This window comes from Prevotella sp. P5-92 (assembly GCF_002251245.1).
Lineage (GTDB): Bacteria > Bacteroidota > Bacteroidia > Bacteroidales > Bacteroidaceae > Prevotella.
The window spans coordinates 1-16,707 of sequence record NZ_NPJG01000083.1; the positions used below are offsets into that span (position 1 = coordinate 1).

General features: G+C 47.4%; 10 protein-coding genes. 6 read left to right on the forward strand and 4 right to left on the reverse strand.

The window, feature by feature from the left end; translation table 11 throughout:
• Positions 1 to 988 (forward strand): DUF3362 domain-containing protein (locus tag CIK99_RS09020; RefSeq protein WP_144007946.1); only part of this gene is annotated, 988 nt, incomplete at its 5' end.
• Positions 912 to 1,721 (forward strand): PP2C family serine/threonine-protein phosphatase, encoded by an 810-nt coding sequence (locus CIK99_RS09025; protein WP_094381201.1) that lies wholly within the window; start codon positions 912 to 914, stop codon positions 1,719 to 1,721. The genes CIK99_RS09020 and CIK99_RS09025, both read left to right, overlap by 77 nt.
• A 425-nt stretch (positions 1,722 to 2,146) precedes the next feature.
• Here the strand turns inward: CIK99_RS09025 and CIK99_RS09030 are convergent, their stop codons facing one another.
• Together CIK99_RS09030 and CIK99_RS09035 are read right to left on the reverse strand one after the other, a co-directional pair.
• Positions 2,147 to 6,091: an Eco57I restriction-modification methylase domain-containing protein gene (locus tag CIK99_RS09030; RefSeq protein WP_094381202.1), complete on the reverse strand. Its 3,945-nt coding sequence runs from the start codon at positions 6,089 to 6,091 to the stop codon at positions 2,147 to 2,149.
• Between the two features lie 2 nt (positions 6,092 to 6,093).
• Positions 6,094 to 7,089: a restriction endonuclease subunit M gene (locus CIK99_RS09035; protein ID WP_094381203.1), complete on the reverse strand. Its 996-nt coding sequence runs from the start codon at positions 7,087 to 7,089 to the stop codon at positions 6,094 to 6,096.
• A gap of 624 nt (positions 7,090 to 7,713) precedes the next feature.
• Between CIK99_RS09035 and CIK99_RS09040 the strand changes: the two genes are divergently transcribed.
• The 3 genes from CIK99_RS09040 to CIK99_RS09050 all read left to right on the forward strand — a co-directional run bounded on the left by CIK99_RS09040 (position 7,714) and on the right by CIK99_RS09050 (position 11,627).
• The gene (locus CIK99_RS09040) at positions 7,714 to 8,853 is read left to right on the forward strand and encodes a hypothetical protein (protein ID WP_094381204.1); all 1,140 of its coding nucleotides are present in this window, start codon (positions 7,714 to 7,716) and stop codon (positions 8,851 to 8,853) included.
• A 384-nt stretch (positions 8,854 to 9,237) separates the two neighbouring features.
• On the forward strand, positions 9,238 to 9,885 hold the full coding sequence (locus CIK99_RS09045) for a BT4734/BF3469 family protein (protein WP_094381205.1): 648 nt from the start codon (positions 9,238 to 9,240) through the stop codon (positions 9,883 to 9,885).
• Between the two features lie 2 nt (positions 9,886 to 9,887).
• Complete coding sequence (locus CIK99_RS09050; protein WP_094381206.1) at positions 9,888 to 11,627, forward strand: VapE domain-containing protein; 1,740 nt, start codon at positions 9,888 to 9,890, stop codon at positions 11,625 to 11,627.
• A gap of 310 nt (positions 11,628 to 11,937) precedes the next feature.
• Here the strand turns inward: CIK99_RS09050 and CIK99_RS09055 are convergent, their stop codons facing one another.
• The gene (locus CIK99_RS09055) at positions 11,938 to 13,305 is read right to left on the reverse strand and encodes an ATP-binding protein (protein WP_094381207.1); all 1,368 of its coding nucleotides are present in this window, start codon (positions 13,303 to 13,305) and stop codon (positions 11,938 to 11,940) included.
• Positions 13,306 to 13,583: 278 nt separating this feature from the next.
• Positions 13,584 to 14,966 (reverse strand): ATP-binding protein, encoded by a 1,383-nt coding sequence (locus CIK99_RS09060; RefSeq protein ID WP_094381208.1) that lies wholly within the window; start codon positions 14,964 to 14,966, stop codon positions 13,584 to 13,586.
• Positions 14,967 to 15,997: 1,031 nt separating this feature from the next.
• On the opposite strand from CIK99_RS09060, the gene CIK99_RS09065 reads away from it, so the two are divergent.
• Positions 15,998 to 16,504, forward strand: a complete 507-nt coding sequence (locus CIK99_RS09065; protein ID WP_094381209.1) for a hypothetical protein — start codon at positions 15,998 to 16,000, stop codon at positions 16,502 to 16,504.
• Positions 16,505 to 16,707 lie beyond the last annotated feature (203 nt).

Sequence of the window (16,707 nt, forward strand, 5' to 3'; positions counted from 1 at the left end):
AAAGTTCTCGGTGAACATCCATCGCGGCTGTTTCGGCGGCTGTGCCTTCTGCACCATCTCTGCACATCAGGGTAAGTTCATCACCTGCCGCTCAAAGGAGAGCATACTGCGCGAGGTGGAGAAGGTGGCTGAGATGCCCGACTTCAAAGGCAATCTCTCCGACCTCGGCGGTCCGTCGGCCAACATGTATGGCATGGGCGGACGCAACAAGAAGGCATGCGAGCGCTGTGCCCGTCCCAGCTGCATACATCCCGCCGTCTGTCCTAACCTCAATACCGACCACAGTGCTCTTATCGACATCTACCGCAGTGTCGATGCCCTGCCCTATATCAGACGTAGCTATATAGGCAGCGGCGTGCGCTACGACCTCCTGCTCCACCGCAGCAAGGACGAGACGGTCAACCGCGCTGCCGACGAATACACACGCGAGCTCATCAAGAGTCATGTCAGCGGACGACTGAAGGTGGCACCCGAACATGTGGCCGACCCCGTGCTCGAGCTCATGCGCAAACCGCCCTTCCAGCAGTTCCGCGACTTCAAGCGTGTCTTCGACCGCATCAACCGCGAGTGTGGCTTGCGCCAGCAGATCATCCCTTACTTCATCAGCAGCCATCCCGGATGCCGCGAGGAGGACATGGCCGAGCTTGCCGTCATCACCAAGAGTCTCGACTTCCAGCTCGAACAGGTGCAAGACTTCACCCCCACCCCGATGACCATCAGCACCGAGGCATGGTACACGGGCTACGACCCCTACACGCTGCGTCCCGTCTTCTCTGCCAAGACTCCCGAGGAGAAGCTGCGCCAGCGTCAGTACTTCTTCTGGTACAAGCCCGAGCAGCGCCGCGACATCGAGCGTTCGCTGAGAGCCATCGGACGTGCCGACCTTATCTCAAAATTGTGGAACAACAGGTATGAAAATCATAGAACAACAGATAATAAGCAAAGACCCGAAAAAGAAACCAGAGGACGCAATCGTCGTCACCGCTGACTTCATCGCCGTCATCGACGGCAGCACAAGCAAGACCAATAGCCGTCTGTCGTGGTGGATGAGCAACGGACGCTATGCCGCCACCATCATCAGCAGATATATAAAAAAGATGCCGGCGACGACCACTTCGGCAGAGTTTTGTCGTGGGGTCACCGCCGCCATCAAGAAGAAGTATGGTCGCCGCCATGCCGAACTCTATGCCACTCATCCCGAGGAGCGTCTCACGGCCAGCTGCATTGTCTATAGCCGTCTGCGTCGCGAGATATGGATGGTGGGCGACTGCCAGTGCCTCGTGGGCGACAACTATTTCGACAATCCCAAACCCTCTGAGCAGCTCGTAGCCAATCAGCGTGCAGAGGAGGCGCGGCGACTCATCGACGAGGGTAAAGCCACCGTAGAGAGCCTCCTCGACAACGACATCGCCCGTGAGGCCATCATCCCTCGTCTTCTTGAGGAGATGCGAAACCAGAATGTCACTTACGCCGTCGTCGATGGCTTCCCCATCCCGCGGCAGAAGGTGAAGGTCATCCCGCTCGATTTCAGTCCGTGGACCATCGTCCTCGCCTCTGACGGCTATCCCTTCCTCAAGCCCACGCTCAGCGAGTCGGAAGAGGCCCTTGAAGAGCAGCGCCGGCGCGACCCCCTCAACATCACCACATTCAAGGCGACAAAGGCATTCCGCCGTGGCATGAACTCCTTCGACGACCGTTCATATATCCGTTTCACGGTGTAGCCTTTCATCGTTAAGTTTTTCATGACATCCGCCGCAACATCCGCCGCAAACCCTTTCCGTCGTAGGGTCTTACCTCGTGTAAGACCGCCCGCCGAGATTACCACCGCGATGACCGCCGAAAAATACATATTCGTGTTAGGACAGGGGACAGTCCCCCGTCCTAAGCGTCGAGCAGCATGTAGCTGAGATTAAAGAGCCCTATATGGGCAGCCACTGGTCTATGCTGACGAGTATGTCCACGTCGCTATTTTTCCATTCCTACCCTCTCGAGAATGAGCCGAACAGGATTGTCCTTTTTAGGATAAATTAATCTATGGCGGTGACGGTAAGGTCATTCTCCGGATCAAGGACAATACAGGAATAATCCGATAAACCACCAAATAAGAAAGCCCCGAACCGTTACCGTTCGGGACTCTCGTCAGCCTTTATTCAATTGGCTTTATCATTCTTTCGATAAAGTCGATCTCGTCTCTTTCCAATCCGTATTTCTCGTATAGCTGCGCGTCAATCTCCCCAATACTTCTGCTCCAGTCGATGTCGCTGTTTGATGTGAAGTCTTGGAGGGGGACAAAACGGAAACAATCTTTTGAGATGTTTTGCGTTATAACTTTAAGCGACAATAAAAATCTGAAGAATTTTGATTTAACGTATTTACATAAATTATTTGCACTCTCTTCATTATTAAATGAAGATAATAGTAAGTATGACTCTGTACAAACGACATTGGGCGTAAGAACTTCAATCTTTGGAATAACTTTACGTTTCCCGTCTTTGTCAGCTCTTCCACCTTGCGCACTTGCTTTAGATGCGATAACCTTCCAATTATCGATTAATTCTGTATTTTGAGAAACTACATCTTTATCAGCATACGATATTCCTTGGCTTCCATAAACAGTAATACAATGATCATAAGGTTTTTGTTTACCAACAAAATTATTGTCTAACCCAAAAGGCTTACGACTATAGACAATATTGTCCAAAGTTATGATTGTTTCGTCTATTATCTTGTGCACGATTGAGATAGCTTCAGATTGTCTAATAAATGTAGAGAATTCTCCCAAATCTCGTAAATTTGAATTACGCTCATTATTAGATACTGATGTGACAATACATTTCCCTTTATATTTCCTGTTCCAAAGGAAATAACATATTCCACCTGCTATATCAGCAGAAGGGAAACAATCTTTCGATTCTGTGAAGTCAAATAATAGATTTATTCTTCTGTCTTGTAACATTGTATCTCTGAAATTATCCAATCCTTTTCCTCCAGCATACCATCTTGCTGGAATTATTAATGACATGAATTGTGGATTAATAACTCTGGATATATTTACGAAATCCTGATATACTGGCAAGGCACTATAGCCTGCTCCTCCTCCATCCATCACCTGATACGGCGGATTTCCTACTATTGCATTAAATGTCATGTGGTCTTTATCGTTTGCTTTCCAGAAGCGGCGGCCGTCGCGGACTTCGTTGACGAACGTCGCCGGATTGTTTTTTATTACGTCTATAAGGTCTTTATAATATTGTGCATTCACTCGCGTTGGACGGAATCCTACGAGGGTGCGGCGGGTTATGCTGCGAGCCATTGGGGTCTTGCAGATTACGAATATGTTCTGCTCCACTGTCGTGTCCCAAAGGCTTTGGGCAAAGGCACGGTTTATGTCACCATATTTCTCACGGGCTTCCTCCATTCGGCGGCGGTAGATGTTGTATGCCACGAAGAGAGGGTAGAGACCGCTCTTTGAGTTTATCTCCAACACTCGGCTATCGGGACTAAAAACGTCGCGTGTCACCTTTCCGTTGTCGATGTGGCGTGGCAGCTCCAACATACGCTCATACCTCTCGTCGTAGAAACAGTAGCCGCCAAGACAGTCTCCCAGGTGCATGTTCACCACACGCCATGGTGTAAGTACCGTCTCCTTGTCGGGGTTGCGGAACGTGTTGAATATTGTGGCTATTCGCTCTATGCGCTCCTCCACCGTAAGGTTGTCTGCGGCACGAGCCATCGATCGTATGCGTTTGCCAGCCTCACGGAATATGTCTGCCTCATAGTATTTCTTGAACTTTCGGAACACGTCTTTAGTCACTCCCTTGGGCATGAACTCTGTCCACGAGGCGGCATCAACTATCTGCGTGAAGTTGTCTATCGTTATCTCGTCTTCCTCGTTCTTCAGTTCTGCTCCGTATATCAGCAACGGCATCCTTATGCTTATGCCACGCAGTATGGAGATGGCGTTCTGTCGCTGGTTGTTCTTTTGTTTCAGTTCTTCCAGTCGTGCCTTTTCCTCAGGTGTCAGCTCGCGTTTCTTTTTCTTCTCAAGCCGTTCCTTCTCCTCATATTCCTCGTTGGTGAAGCCCTGGTTGTTCACGTCTATATCTGCCGTCTTTGCCATAGCCTTCGTGGTGCCAATCTTCCCCTTCAGGTCCTTGAAGTCCTGCAGTTCCACGTCGGTCAGTTTCAGCAGTTCGTCGTTGTAGAGTGCGCCGTCCTCAAATCCGTTCTGCACCACCTTTTCTATTTGTGCCCTTTTCAGCTGTGCCATCATCGATTTCACGTCGTAGGGCTTCATCTGCGAACCTTCGATGCTTATTATCGGACAGAAGTTGAGGAAGTCGCCAAGTATCTTGCGGTCTTCGTCGGTCGATTTCCCTGCTTTTGCCGACACTTTAGCCACCTTAGCCAGCACTCTTAGCGTGCGGTCGGGTGCGAAGTCGAAGGCATAGCAGTTTGTTTTCATCTGACCGTGGCAGGTGAAAGGAGTCTGCACTCGGAAGATGGTCTGCATGTAGCTTGCGGCAGACGTTGAGAACGAACCCGACATCATGAACACCGCCGTCCATGGCTTCACGCTCACTCCAGTAGTCAGACGTCCGCACGTCAGGGTTATGGTATAGGTCTCTGACGGGTCGGGACCTATTGCCTTGTTCACCATTTTCAGTGCCTCTTCGTTCTCCTCGTCCTCGTCGCCGTTTCCCGCAACGTTCACCACTTGGAAGTTGCCAAACACCGGGTGACGGCGCAGCTTCTCGCTCAGAGTTCTTGCCGCCGCCACTCCGGGCAAGACCCAGAGCGTGTGGCGGAACATCTGGCGGAACTCGTCGTTGGAGTATGGGTAGAGATTGCCCTCCTTGCACATCAGGCCGAGGAAACGGTCAACGTCGCGGTCGTGGCAGAAGGTTCCGTCGTCGCGTGTGCGGAAGAACTCACGGAAGTTGAATGCCTTCTCGTCGTCGCAGTATTCTGAGCTGAGAAGCGATCCGAGGTCGTAGGTGTAGATGTTGATGGCTGGCAGCGACTCGTAGGGGTTAGGGTCGCCCATGTGTGTGAGGTCCCATTCAGCCTTGGCACGTTGCTCCATCACATAGTCCCATGTGAATATTTCCTCCTCGTTGTAGTCGTCGAGCAGGTTGAACGGCGTTCCCGACAGTCTTAGAACCTTTGTATGCTTCTTCACCAAGGTGTCAATCACACTCTGCCCGATGTCGGTCTTGGTTCCCTCGTGTGCCTCGTCCACTATCAACATGTCCCATGGTGCTGCAAACACGTCGGCGTTCTTGTCAAACTTTCCTCCAACTGTTTCTGCCCCTCGCAGGTCTTGCATTGAGGCAAAATATACGTAACTGTCGCCTCGGCGTGCCAACTGTTCGAGCTTTTGAAAACTCTCGCCTTTTGTGCGTGATCCATAGTGGTAGTCGGGCTGGTCGAAGAATATCTTTTGGAAGTCCTCAAACCATCCCTCGTCCACCACAGGTCGGTGGGTTAGTATTATGGTACGCTGCATCTCCATTTCCAGCACCACTTCCAGTGCCGAAAGCGTTTTGCCGAAGCGCATCTTGGCGTTCCACAGCATCTGGTTGCCGCGTTTGAAACGTGCTATGGTGCGGTCTATTGCCATGTTTTGTTCAGGTCGGAACTCTATGGGGCTCTGTTCGTGTGTCACCTCGCCGTTGTCGAGCGACTCTCGTCCTTCCTTCACTGCTGCAATGGCACGCTTCACGGTCTGCAGGTCGGTCACGTACCACTCCCTGCCTTGGTTTTTCTTCTCAAAGCTCTTTCGCTTTATGCCCGACCGCTCAAGCACCTTGTGCACCTGTTTGTCATTGAATGAAGACACGTGTCCCTTGCCGTCGGTGAACATAGTCCCCTCGGTGTAGAGCAGCTGATAGCTTATGCCTGCCGTTTTGGTGTATTGGTCTATGCGCTCCTTGGCAGCCTTGTTCAGCAGTGAGCTGTTGGGCTTGAAATATCCGTCGCCGAGTGTTGCCGTGGCTTCGCCAATTTTCAGTGCCCCGTGGTGTGCGTTGTCGTTGATTCGGAACACGTAGATGAGTTTTGGTCTTAGTGATGATTCAAATGTAGCCATAGTCACTTGTCTTTAATCAGGTCAATAAATCTTATCTTGTCTTTCCCGGAGTCGCTCTTGTTCCATTGCCTTATGTAGCAATATGTCCCGTTGTGGTGGCGCAGTCCCCCTTCCTTGCATCCTTGGCAAGGCTCAAGGCGAGGCTCCTCAAAGAGCGACTGTTGTGCCGACGGTTTCATGCCGCATGAGTCGGGCACCACGCCCTTAAGTCCGTCCATCTGCCATGCGTTCCATGAGATTATGTAGGCGGCATAGCGCAGCGACTTTGCCAATGGCATCTTCCCGAATTTCGCCACATAGAAGTCGATGAACGTGAATAGCATTGCCTCGCGTGCCAGCAGCAGGCTGTCGCCTTGCCACTCGTAGGCGTAGGTGCTTTTCAGCGCGCGTTGCGCCCATTCGAGCCATTCGCCGCTCTGGCAGGTGTTCTCGCCTACGATGCGCAGCTTGCGGTCGAGCAAACCTATGCGGTGTGACACACAGATGGGGGCTCCTGTGGTAGTGTCATAACGGCTGGTGATGTATGGTGCCTCGCCGCAGGTTATTTCCAGTCGGCGGTCGCCTACGTAGTCTTTCCATGTCTTTCCTTCCGGAAACGCGATACGTTCGGTGTTGTCGGTCCAGGTGTGGTCAGGATTCTCTTGGTTGAAAACGTCCTTCCGTCCAAACCAAGCCTCGTCGATGAGGTTGTTTTGGGCGTTGCAAATCCACGACGGGGTAAACACCTCCGCCATGTCCTTCGAGCGTGCCGTTTGTGCCACTTTCGACTTCATCACCCTTGGTGTCACCACTTTGCAGTGTTCGCCGGTTATCAGTTCCGCCTTTATTTCGTCTTTCCACTGATAACCCTTTCCCAGGTGCTGATAGTCTGCCGTAGCCCAAAAGATGTTATGCTGCTCGTCGGCGTTGCTTGTACTATGGTCTTTGAGGATTACGTTGAGCAGTTCAGCGTCGAGCTGCGCAATGTAGTCCTCACGAATGTCAATTTCGTCGGGCATAACAATAGCGTGTTTTGTTAGCGCTGAACTAATGTATTCCGGGTTATACGGGCATAGCAAATACCTCTGACGTAAGGGCATAAAAGAAGCGTGGAGCTTCCCTTATCTTACATCAGAGGTATTTGGCGTGACCCGTATTTGATAGACAAGTTCAGCCCACGCCATTGCGCAGGCATTTACTGAACTTATTCGTATCAAATACAATCATCTAATCGCCAAATTTTCTGATGTAAACCGAATAAATAGCAAACGCTATAATATTAAATATGTATAATCAAAAAGAAGTTTTTCTCTGTTTCAAATTCGTTTAAGTTAATACTTGGCACCCCCTTCGGAGCATGCCGAAAACCAATTCACGCTGCGAAGATAAGCATTTCTCCCGAATTATCCAAAACTGTATTGTCCTTTTTAGGATAAATTAATCTATGGCGGTGTGATAATAGAAAGTCGATTACGAGATTTGTTACTCATAGTTTGACGACTTATAGGACAGAACTGTCCTTTAAGATAGTGTCAATCGAAGACAATGCAAAATAAAAGTCCAAAAAAAAACTTTTTCGATGAACTTTTATTGTATAACTCGCGAATTATGACTATCTTTGTAGCCTAAATAATATTTGGCTTATGGAAGAAACAAGAAATTTTATAACTAAGCGTGAACTTGACGCACTATATGACAAGACGTTGTGGCTTATGTCGGAGAAATTCTTCGGCGAGAAAAAGAAAGTTTGGGACGATGTATTGCCTGCTGCGGTGGAAATATTAAGTACCAAGGACTTCGATTACAATACGTGGATATTGACCAATCAATGGGACAGTGAAGTTTATGATTCTTTGCCGAAAAAAACGGGTGAAGACATGTCGGAAAGAGAGCTGAGAAAGTACTCGAAAGAGAATCAACCTATCGTCGAAGTTTTCAAGAGGAGCATAAAGTTATATGTGTTATTTTGTTTTTTTAGCCATAAAGAAACTGATATGTGGGACATTAATCTTAAAAGTGATCCGCTGAATAACGCAAAGGACAGAATTTTCAACTACATTGAAGAAATGGCAGACAAATGTGAAAATCTACTTGCCGACAGGTCTATTAGGAAGGAAGTCAATAGATGTCTAAATTTTCTTGAGAGTAAACCTATCGACAGGAACTTTCCTTGTTATGACCGAAATCGTTTGTCGAATATCAACATAGAAGATTTGGTTGAAAAGAAACCGTCATCTACGAAATCCACAAAAAAGCGTAGCGAACAGCAGGACTTGGATTCTGTTCCTAATAGTTCATTGATGGCTGAAAAGGACAGGAGAATAAAGGAGTTGGAGGAACAACTGGCTGAACGTGATTGCAAGATAAGTGAGTTGACTGAAAGACTTGCTGAGTTGGAGGTGGATTGGGACAATGCGGAAGACATTGGAAAGACAACACCGAAATCGGTCCAGATGTTTTTCATAAAACAGTTGCTGGATATTGTTTTAATAAAAAAATATGATATTTCAAAACGTGACTTAGTTCTTTTGAGTTCGCTGTTATGCAATTATGAGAAGCCAAAAAGTGTTTATACCCATCCATCTCCGTGGAACAATGATTTTGTATTTAAAACAAAGAACGAGAAATACAAGATTTTTGATATTTCTGCTGTCCTTATTCACGGAATAGGTTTAAATGACGCAAGTTTAAAGGATAGGGTCAGGGAGATTTGCGGGAAGATTCCTGAAGATGAAGACTATGTAAAGTTGGTAACGCAACTGCTTCCAACAAAGAGAAAATAAAGAAAAGAGCTGCTTCTGATTTTTATAGGAGCAGCTCTTTTATTTTTGTATATAAAAAGGTGATACGGTTTTGTAATTACACACGGAAAATGGTGATAGAAACGGAGGAAAATGGTGATAGAAAAAATTTTTTTTTAGTGATAATCGTACATGTTTTGGTGATAAAGATATCTCAAATCATAGTTTCGCCGTATATTTGAATTCGAATTCAAAAAGGCAGCTACGTTTTACTCCTTATTATATAAGTGGAGCTGACGCAAAAACAAGCACGGTTGCTGTCGGACAGGAATGAAAAACGTCCTCGTATATTACCTGTTCAGTGCAAGAGGACAGTAAATCTAAAAAATAAAATGAAGAGATTTACACCTAAGCCAGTGAACCGATATGGGACAGCTGGCTGAGACTATACTATCGGATGAGCGCATTCAGCTGAATGCGTTGATTCCCGGTGACGAACGCGATGCCAACAATGTTTGGATGTCCAAATTCAAGGCTCCAGTAACAAACTGTGTGCCTTTGGCTTATCGGTTTAAGTTGAGCGATGTCTATTGCCAAGTGATGATGCATCAGCATTATGGACAATTGACAGAGCAACTTCGCGCGATAGAAGATGTCCAAAAGCAAAAGGAGTTTAAGCTCCAAAAGCTCGACTTCGTTACTCCGAGCGGTGTCTTTAATTACCGCCGTGAAGAAAATCTGGTGCGTCACTCAGGGATTCTTTGCATCGACATCGATGCAAAGGAGAATCCCGAGGCCACACGTGATTTGGTCGCTCTCAAGCAGCATTTGCTTGATGACCACGACCTTGTACATGATTTAATTCATGTCTCTCCCCGAGGCAATGGCCTAAAAGACTATGTGCGAATCGACATAAAAAACTTTTCGCATTTGGACAACTTCAAAGCCTTGCGCTATTATTACAAAGAAAAGCATGGTCTGGTGATAGACGAGGCGTGCAAGGACATAGTCCGAGCCTGCTTCCTCTGCCATGACCCTAACGCATATGTTTCACCTCAAATCTGTCCATTTTAATTATGATAGATGTAAAAAATATATTACGACTTGCCGGTGAGAATCAGCCAGGCAAGCCAAAGGTTGAAGAATCAGGCAGCAACCAATTAAAGCATATCGAGATGCCGAAGAAAAGTTCCCCAAGTTCTGAGACTTTGTACGAGCTTTATGAACAGGTAAAGCTCGTGGCTGATAATCTTTGTCAAGTTGGAAAGGACATAACCACAATTTACCCAGAATGGCGTGATGTAGGATTTTCACTCGCTGATGGTCTTGGCGAGCAAGGCCGCCCTATCTTTCATCAGATTTCAAGCCTATACCCTAATTATAAATATGGTGAGGCTGACAAGCTATTTGATAACTGCCTCCGCGTGCCGCCCGCAGGACGGAAGATAACCATTGCCACCTTTTTCCAGAAGGCAAAGGATGCGGGCATTGACATAGGTTCCGCTTATAGAGAGACTCATTCTCAACCGGAGGCACAGGTGGCTGAAAAGCCATTGCCTGACGATGCGCCTAAGGAAAAAGTGGCGAAGAAGCGTGGCAGACCTAAGAAGACCGAGAAGGAAAAAAGTGATGAACTTCAGAAAATCGAATCCTTCATCAAAAGCCGTTGGCTTTTCCGCAGAAACATTCTCAGAGGTATGCTTGAGATTGCTATTGTTGAAGAAGGGAATTTAGAGTTCAAAGTCTTGGACGACAAGGCGGAAAACACTATATGGAGAGAGTTGTACCTGGCTGGAATAAAGGTGCGGATGAACGAGATTCACTCCCTCGTCAATTCCAACTTCACCGAGGATTTTGATCCCGTGAAGTCCTATTTCGACTCCCTGCCTACTTGGGATGGACAAACGGACTATATCCGCCAACTGTCAGACATGGTCCATTGCGGTAACATGTCGCCAGAGGAGTTCTACACGGTGTTCAAAAAATGGTTCATCGGCGTGTTCAAAGGGTATTTTTCGCCGGAGAGCATAAACGAGGCAATATTGGCTCTCATTGGAAGACAGGGTTGCTTCAAATCGACATTCTTCCGTTTTCTGCTCCCACCCGAACTTCGAAAATATTATTTTGAAGAGAAAGCCATCGACGCAATCGACAAGGATTATGAACTTCGCTTGGCAAGAAATCTTTTGATAAATTTCGATGATATGAAAGCCATTAACCGCCAGAACCTTAACAAGCTGAAGGCTGTAGTAACGCAGAAGTTTGTGAACGTTCGTGCCCCATACGACCGTTATCCGAAACTCTTGCCGCGTCGTGCGTCTCTCGCCGCCACTGGCAACGAGGCAGAGTTCCTGATCGACCCCACGGGCAATCGCCGTTGGATAGTGGCTAATGTCGATTCAATCGACAATCCTCATACCACCGAGATTAACTATGAGGGCGTTTATTCTCAGGCTTTTAGCCTCGTGAATAGCGATTTCCAGACATGGTTCTCAGACGAGGAGATAAATCAGATAAATGAGAGAAACAAGGAGTTTGAGCAGACCGACGAGACCTACGAATTCATCCTGACCCATTTCCGCAAGCCTTCCGCCTCGGATTGTCCCTTGCGCCTTACTGCGACAGACATTAAGAGCCATTTCCCATCGAATATTATAACCAGTTCAACAAAGATAGGATTAGCTATGAAAAAGCTGGGCTATGAGAAAAAACATGGAAACAAGGGCAGTTTCTATCGTGTGGTTATTGTAAATAATAACGAAATCGGAAAAACTATTGTAGATGATGAAGACGAAGGTAATGGCAAGCCGTTTTAAACTTAGTTGTTTCGACGTCTGACCTTTCGAAGGGCATTCCTATTTATTAGGGATGCCTTTTTTATCCCCTAAAGTGACAGGGTGACACGTTAGACCACATTATGCCTAACTTTTATACAATAAATACAAAAATCCATTTCTTTGTCTATAATCCTATTTTTTAATTTTTTCCACGATTTTATAGAAAAGAGAGATAAAGGTGTCACCGTGTCACTTTTTCTTTTGTGGTTCTTGTCATCTTAACAAACGCAACGTTACGTTTCGCCCGACGTAACGTTACGCCTCCGCAAACGTAACGTTACGGACGTTCTTACCTCAGTCCCTCCAGGTCGAACTCGTATTTTATATCCTTCGTCGTCACGTCATTGCCCATGAACATCGTCATGTAGATTGGGAGATAGGTCACGGGACCTGACGTTTCTACGTTGCCTTGGCACAAGGTGAAGGCCTCGGTGATGGAATAATCGGGATTTGACATCACACCAGTCAAGGCGTTGTGGCGACGATAGTCCTTGCCAGACTTCACCTCTATGGGTATCACCCTTCCACCTTTCTCTATGATGAAATCAAGCTCACCTTGTTTCTTGCTATTGAAATAATACAGCTGCTGACCGTAGCCTGCCAGTCCGTGGGCGTAGAACTCCTGGGCTACAAGGTTCTCGAAAATGCTGCCGTTGTTGATGGCTATCTCGTCGCGCAGCAGTTGCTGCTGGATGTCGCCGGCATATAGGCTTGCGAGGAGGCCTACATCGTTGAGAAACAGTTTGAACAGGTTGCGCTGCTTGCTCAGCAACAACGGGACACGCGGCTCTTCCACATTGTAGGTGGCTATGGCTACTCCGGCATCCTTCAGCCACACAAAACTGTCTTCATAGCGGCTGAAACGTCCTTTCTCGTTCAGGTTCTTAAGAATGAACCGCTTGTTTTTCGCGTTGAGTTCCGAGGGTATCAGATCGTAAATCTCCTCAATCTGCAACTTGCGGTCGGGATCGTATTTGCTAATGTCGCGCCTGTATAGCTGCACTATATCGCGTTGAAGGTTTGCAACGTCGCGCAGGTTGTTTGTGTCGAGATATTTCTGCACGGCAGCAGGCATACCGCCCACGATAAGGTAGAGCCGTGTCATTTCCAACATGCGATTATGGATGAAATTGTCAACCGGTGTGCGAGTGTCAAAACACTCGCGCAACTTGTCAACTACATGCTTGCCAATGCCGACAGCAGTTGCGAACTCTTCAATGTCGAGCGGATACATCTTCATTATGCTCAAATATCCCACAGGCACGCTCCTGATGTCTTTCAGCTCTATGCCGAGCAGCGACCCACTCAGGACATAGCGGTAGCTCCCCTCATCTACAAGGAACTTCACCGCCGTAACTATCTCCTTGCACTCCTGCACTTCGTCGAAGAAAATGAGTGTAGATCCAGCCACGAGGTCTTGTTTTACAAAGGCAGAGATACGCAAAAGAATGTCCTTTGCGTTTTGAGCCCCTTGAAACAGGTCGAGTGCTTCGGGGTGGTCGTAGAAATTAATTTCCACGAAATGTTTGAAACACTCCCTGCCTACTTTCCTTACAGTGAATGTCTTGCCCGTTTGTCGCGCACCTTCAACGAGCAGTGCCCTATTGTCGTGAAGGAAGAAGTTGCGCATGGCTTCCTCGTTTTTCCTTTCTATCATTGCCTACCTGAAATAAGAATAAAAAGTTGTAATGTGTTCAGCATAATTATCGTTTTATGTCTGAATCGGTTGCAAAGATAACAAAAAAATGTTGTTTAATCAAGAAAAATCGGGGAAAATTACACTTTTCCAACACAAATTCATCTAATTTTTACACTTTTCCAACATAATTTCGTCTGATTTTGACACTTTTCCAACATATTTTCGTCTGATTTTGACACTTTTCCAACATATTTTCGTCCGATTTTTGACACTTTTCCAACACGGAATGGTTCAAATTATAGTTCCGGCATCGGCACTTCAGGTATCACCGTGTCCTCGCTCTTGACGCCTGTTGAGCCACCGACGAACATCGCGTAATATACCGGCATGTAGGTTATGCCGTTTATGGTCTTCACCTCACGTTCGTTGCACAGCACTATGGCGCGGGCTACGGTATAGTCGGGCGTGGAGAGAAACTTGGTCAGGGCGCTGTGGATGGTGTAATCCTTGCCGGACTTCACCTCTATGGGGAGTACTGTGAGGCTCTTGAAGTCGTCGATCAGGAAATCCACTTCGCCACGTTGCTTGTTGTCGTAGTAGTGCAGCTTGCTGCCGTGGGCGTGAAGTTCCTGTGCTACAACGCTTTCATATACTGAACCGAGGTTAATGCTGCGCTCGTCGCCGAGCACTGCATTTATGTTCAGTTCGTAGAGTAGTCTTGTCAGCAGCCCTACGTCGTTCAGGTAGAGCTTTATAAGGTTCTTGCTCTCCGACTCCATCAACGGGAAGCGTGGATTGCTTATTGCCTGTACGGAGAGGGCTATGCCAGAGTTGGTCAGGTATTCAAATTCCTCTGCATAGTCAGAGAATTGCTTGTGTCCAGCCTTGTCCTCAATGCGCTTCACCACGATGCGTTTCTTCTTGTTCTCCATGTTCGATGGTATCATCTCGTAGATTTTCCTTATCACGAGTCGGCGTTCGGTGTCGTATTGCGACGCGTCAATCTTATATAGGTTAAGAATGTCGCGTTGCACTTCTCTCACATGGGCTATGTTTCTTGTCTCAAGGAATTTGTTTATCGCCTCTGGCAGTCCGCCTACGAGAAGGTAAATCTTGAATTGTTGTATAAAATATTTGTGCAGAGGCTCGCTGAGTGACTCGTTTTTTTCGAAACAGTCTCTCGCCCCGTCTATTGTGGCTTGTGCGCAGCCCATGGCAAGCAGAAACTCCTCGAAGTCGAGGGGGAACATCTCAACCACCGATATGCTGCCAATGGGCACCGATGCGGTTTGCGACAGAGCCACTCCCAGTTGCGAACCGCTGGCGATATAGGTGTAACGACCTTCTTGGTTCAGAAACTTTAGCATTGTCATGAGGTGCGGATAGCTCTGTATCTCGTCGAGGAAGACGAGGGTGTCGTTTTTTGTCCCCAGCTTTTCTCCCGCAATAGCGCCAAGCTGGAGGTAGAAATCGGCAGTGCTCCTTACGGTAGAGAATATGCCCTGCCCTTCCTTGTCTTCCTTTAGGTTTATCTCGACGTAGTTTCTGAACATGCGTTTGCCTATATACCTTATTAGATATGACTTACCTATCTGTCTTGCCCCGTTCACCAAGAGAATCTTGTTCGGTTGAGTAAGCAAGTGGTTTTCTATCTTCGCTGTAAACTTTCTGTAGAGCATAGATACTTTTATTGTTTGTTTATGGCTGCAAAAATACACAAAAAAAATGAGAGAAACAAGTTTTCAGGACTTTTTCTGTCGTTTTAGGGGTGAAAAACAGGAATTATTCCATTGTTTTAGGTGTGAAAATCAGGAATTATTCCGTTGTTTTAGGGCGTGAAAACAGGAATTATTCCGTTGTTTTGGGGCGTGAAAACAGGAATTATTCCGTTATTTTGGGGCGTGAAAACAGGAATTATTCCATTTTTCTTGCCGTTTTGGGGTTGACGTCTCGCCTACTCGCCACAGTCGCCTTTTCCAAAAACGAGAGAAATTACATTTTTCCAACATGCTTAAGCCCGATTTTTACATTTTTCCAACACGTTTAAGCCAGATTTTTACATTTTTCCAACACGTTTGCGCCCGATTTTTACATTTTTCCAACACGTTTGCGCTAATAATCCTCCGATTATCCGAGGATATTCCGCCGTCGTAGGGTCTTACCTCGTGTAAGACCGCAACACAGTATATGTGTCGGGTGTTTTCGTAGCGCAGTCCCCGCCGTCGTAGGGTCTTACCTCGTGTAAGACCGCAACCCGTATATGTTATTTCCCCGTGGACGTTTGAGGCGGGCGGTCCCCGCCTCTGTAGGGTCTTACCTCGTGTAAGACCGCAACCCGTATATGTTATTTCCCCGTGGACGTTTGCGGCGGGCGGTCTTACACGAGGTAAGACCCTACGACGGCGGAAATCTGGCGGTAATCGGCGGGTGACGGCGGAAATCGGGTGGAAATCGGCGGGTATTGGGGCAAACAATATCGGTGGAAATCGGCGGAAATAGGTGGGTATTGGGGCAAACAATATCGGCGGGCGTTGGCGGATATGGTTGATGAAGATTTTTTGGAAAAAAGATGAAAAAAGTGGGGAAAAAGTTTGGTAGTTTCGGGATTTTTTTGTACCTTTGCAAGTGGAAAGATGAAGGTGGTGAGAGCTGCCGGATGACTTCCAAAGCGATCTTTTTTCTTTTTTGTTAACTTTAATAATTTACAATTATGATTTACTACCAAATCTATCAGAGCCAGCTGAAGGACAGTCCTTCTTTTGGCAAGTACTATGCCCGCGTCATCAGCACTAACACGCTGCATGTCGAAGAGTTAGCTCAGCACATGGCAAGTCATTCACTGCCTATGCAGAAGGATTTCATTGCCGCGGTAATCAATGCTACTATCAGCTGTATCAAGGAGCTGTGTCTCGACGGCAAGCGAGTCATCCTCGACGACCTTGTATCTTTCGGTCTCTCCATCAAGCACAAGATGGGTGCCGACACCGCCGACGACTTCTCCGTTGCGAAGAATGTTGACAGCGTGGTGCTGCAGGCCATAGGTCTCGGTTCGTTCTCTAAGGCAATGCTATCTCAGCAGGCTAAGCTCCGCGAAAGTGGTTCGTATGTGTCGCCACGTTCTGGCAATGTTAATCCTGACGAGACGCCAGACAGTGGTGGCAGCGGAGGCGGCGGCGATAACACCGACGAAGGTGAAGGCGGCGGTTCGCTGATCTAAACAGAGGAGCCCGACTATTCCCGTTAAAAGGATAGTCGGGTTCCTTTTTTTTGTGTGGTGTTTATTTGTGGCGGTTGTTTGGGGTGGTGTTTGTAATGCCGTTTCCCGCCGTTAATCTCCGTTGTGGGGTTTTTACTTTATGTAAGCCCGCAACCTGTATTTGTGGGGTTTTTTGGGGCGCAGCCCCCGCCGATGTAGGGTCT

Coding starts and splice junctions, on each gene's coding strand:
- CIK99_RS09065 (WP_094381209.1), top strand. CDS start 15,998: ATGATTTACTACCAAATCTATCAGAGCCAGCTGAAGGACAGTCCTTCT.
- CIK99_RS09035 (WP_094381203.1), bottom strand. CDS start 7,089: ATGCCCGACGAAATTGACATTCGTGAGGACTACATTGCGCAGCTCGAC.
- CIK99_RS09045 (WP_094381205.1), top strand. CDS start 9,238: ATGGGACAGCTGGCTGAGACTATACTATCGGATGAGCGCATTCAGCTG.
- CIK99_RS09050 (WP_094381206.1), top strand. CDS start 9,888: ATGATAGATGTAAAAAATATATTACGACTTGCCGGTGAGAATCAGCCA.
- CIK99_RS09060 (WP_094381208.1), bottom strand. CDS start 14,966: ATGCTCTACAGAAAGTTTACAGCGAAGATAGAAAACCACTTGCTTACT.
- CIK99_RS09025 (WP_094381201.1), top strand. CDS start 912: ATGAAAATCATAGAACAACAGATAATAAGCAAAGACCCGAAAAAGAAA.
- CIK99_RS09040 (WP_094381204.1), top strand. CDS start 7,714: ATGGAAGAAACAAGAAATTTTATAACTAAGCGTGAACTTGACGCACTA.
- CIK99_RS09055 (WP_094381207.1), bottom strand. CDS start 13,305: ATGATAGAAAGGAAAAACGAGGAAGCCATGCGCAACTTCTTCCTTCAC.
- CIK99_RS09030 (WP_094381202.1), bottom strand. CDS start 6,091: ATGGCTACATTTGAATCATCACTAAGACCAAAACTCATCTACGTGTTC.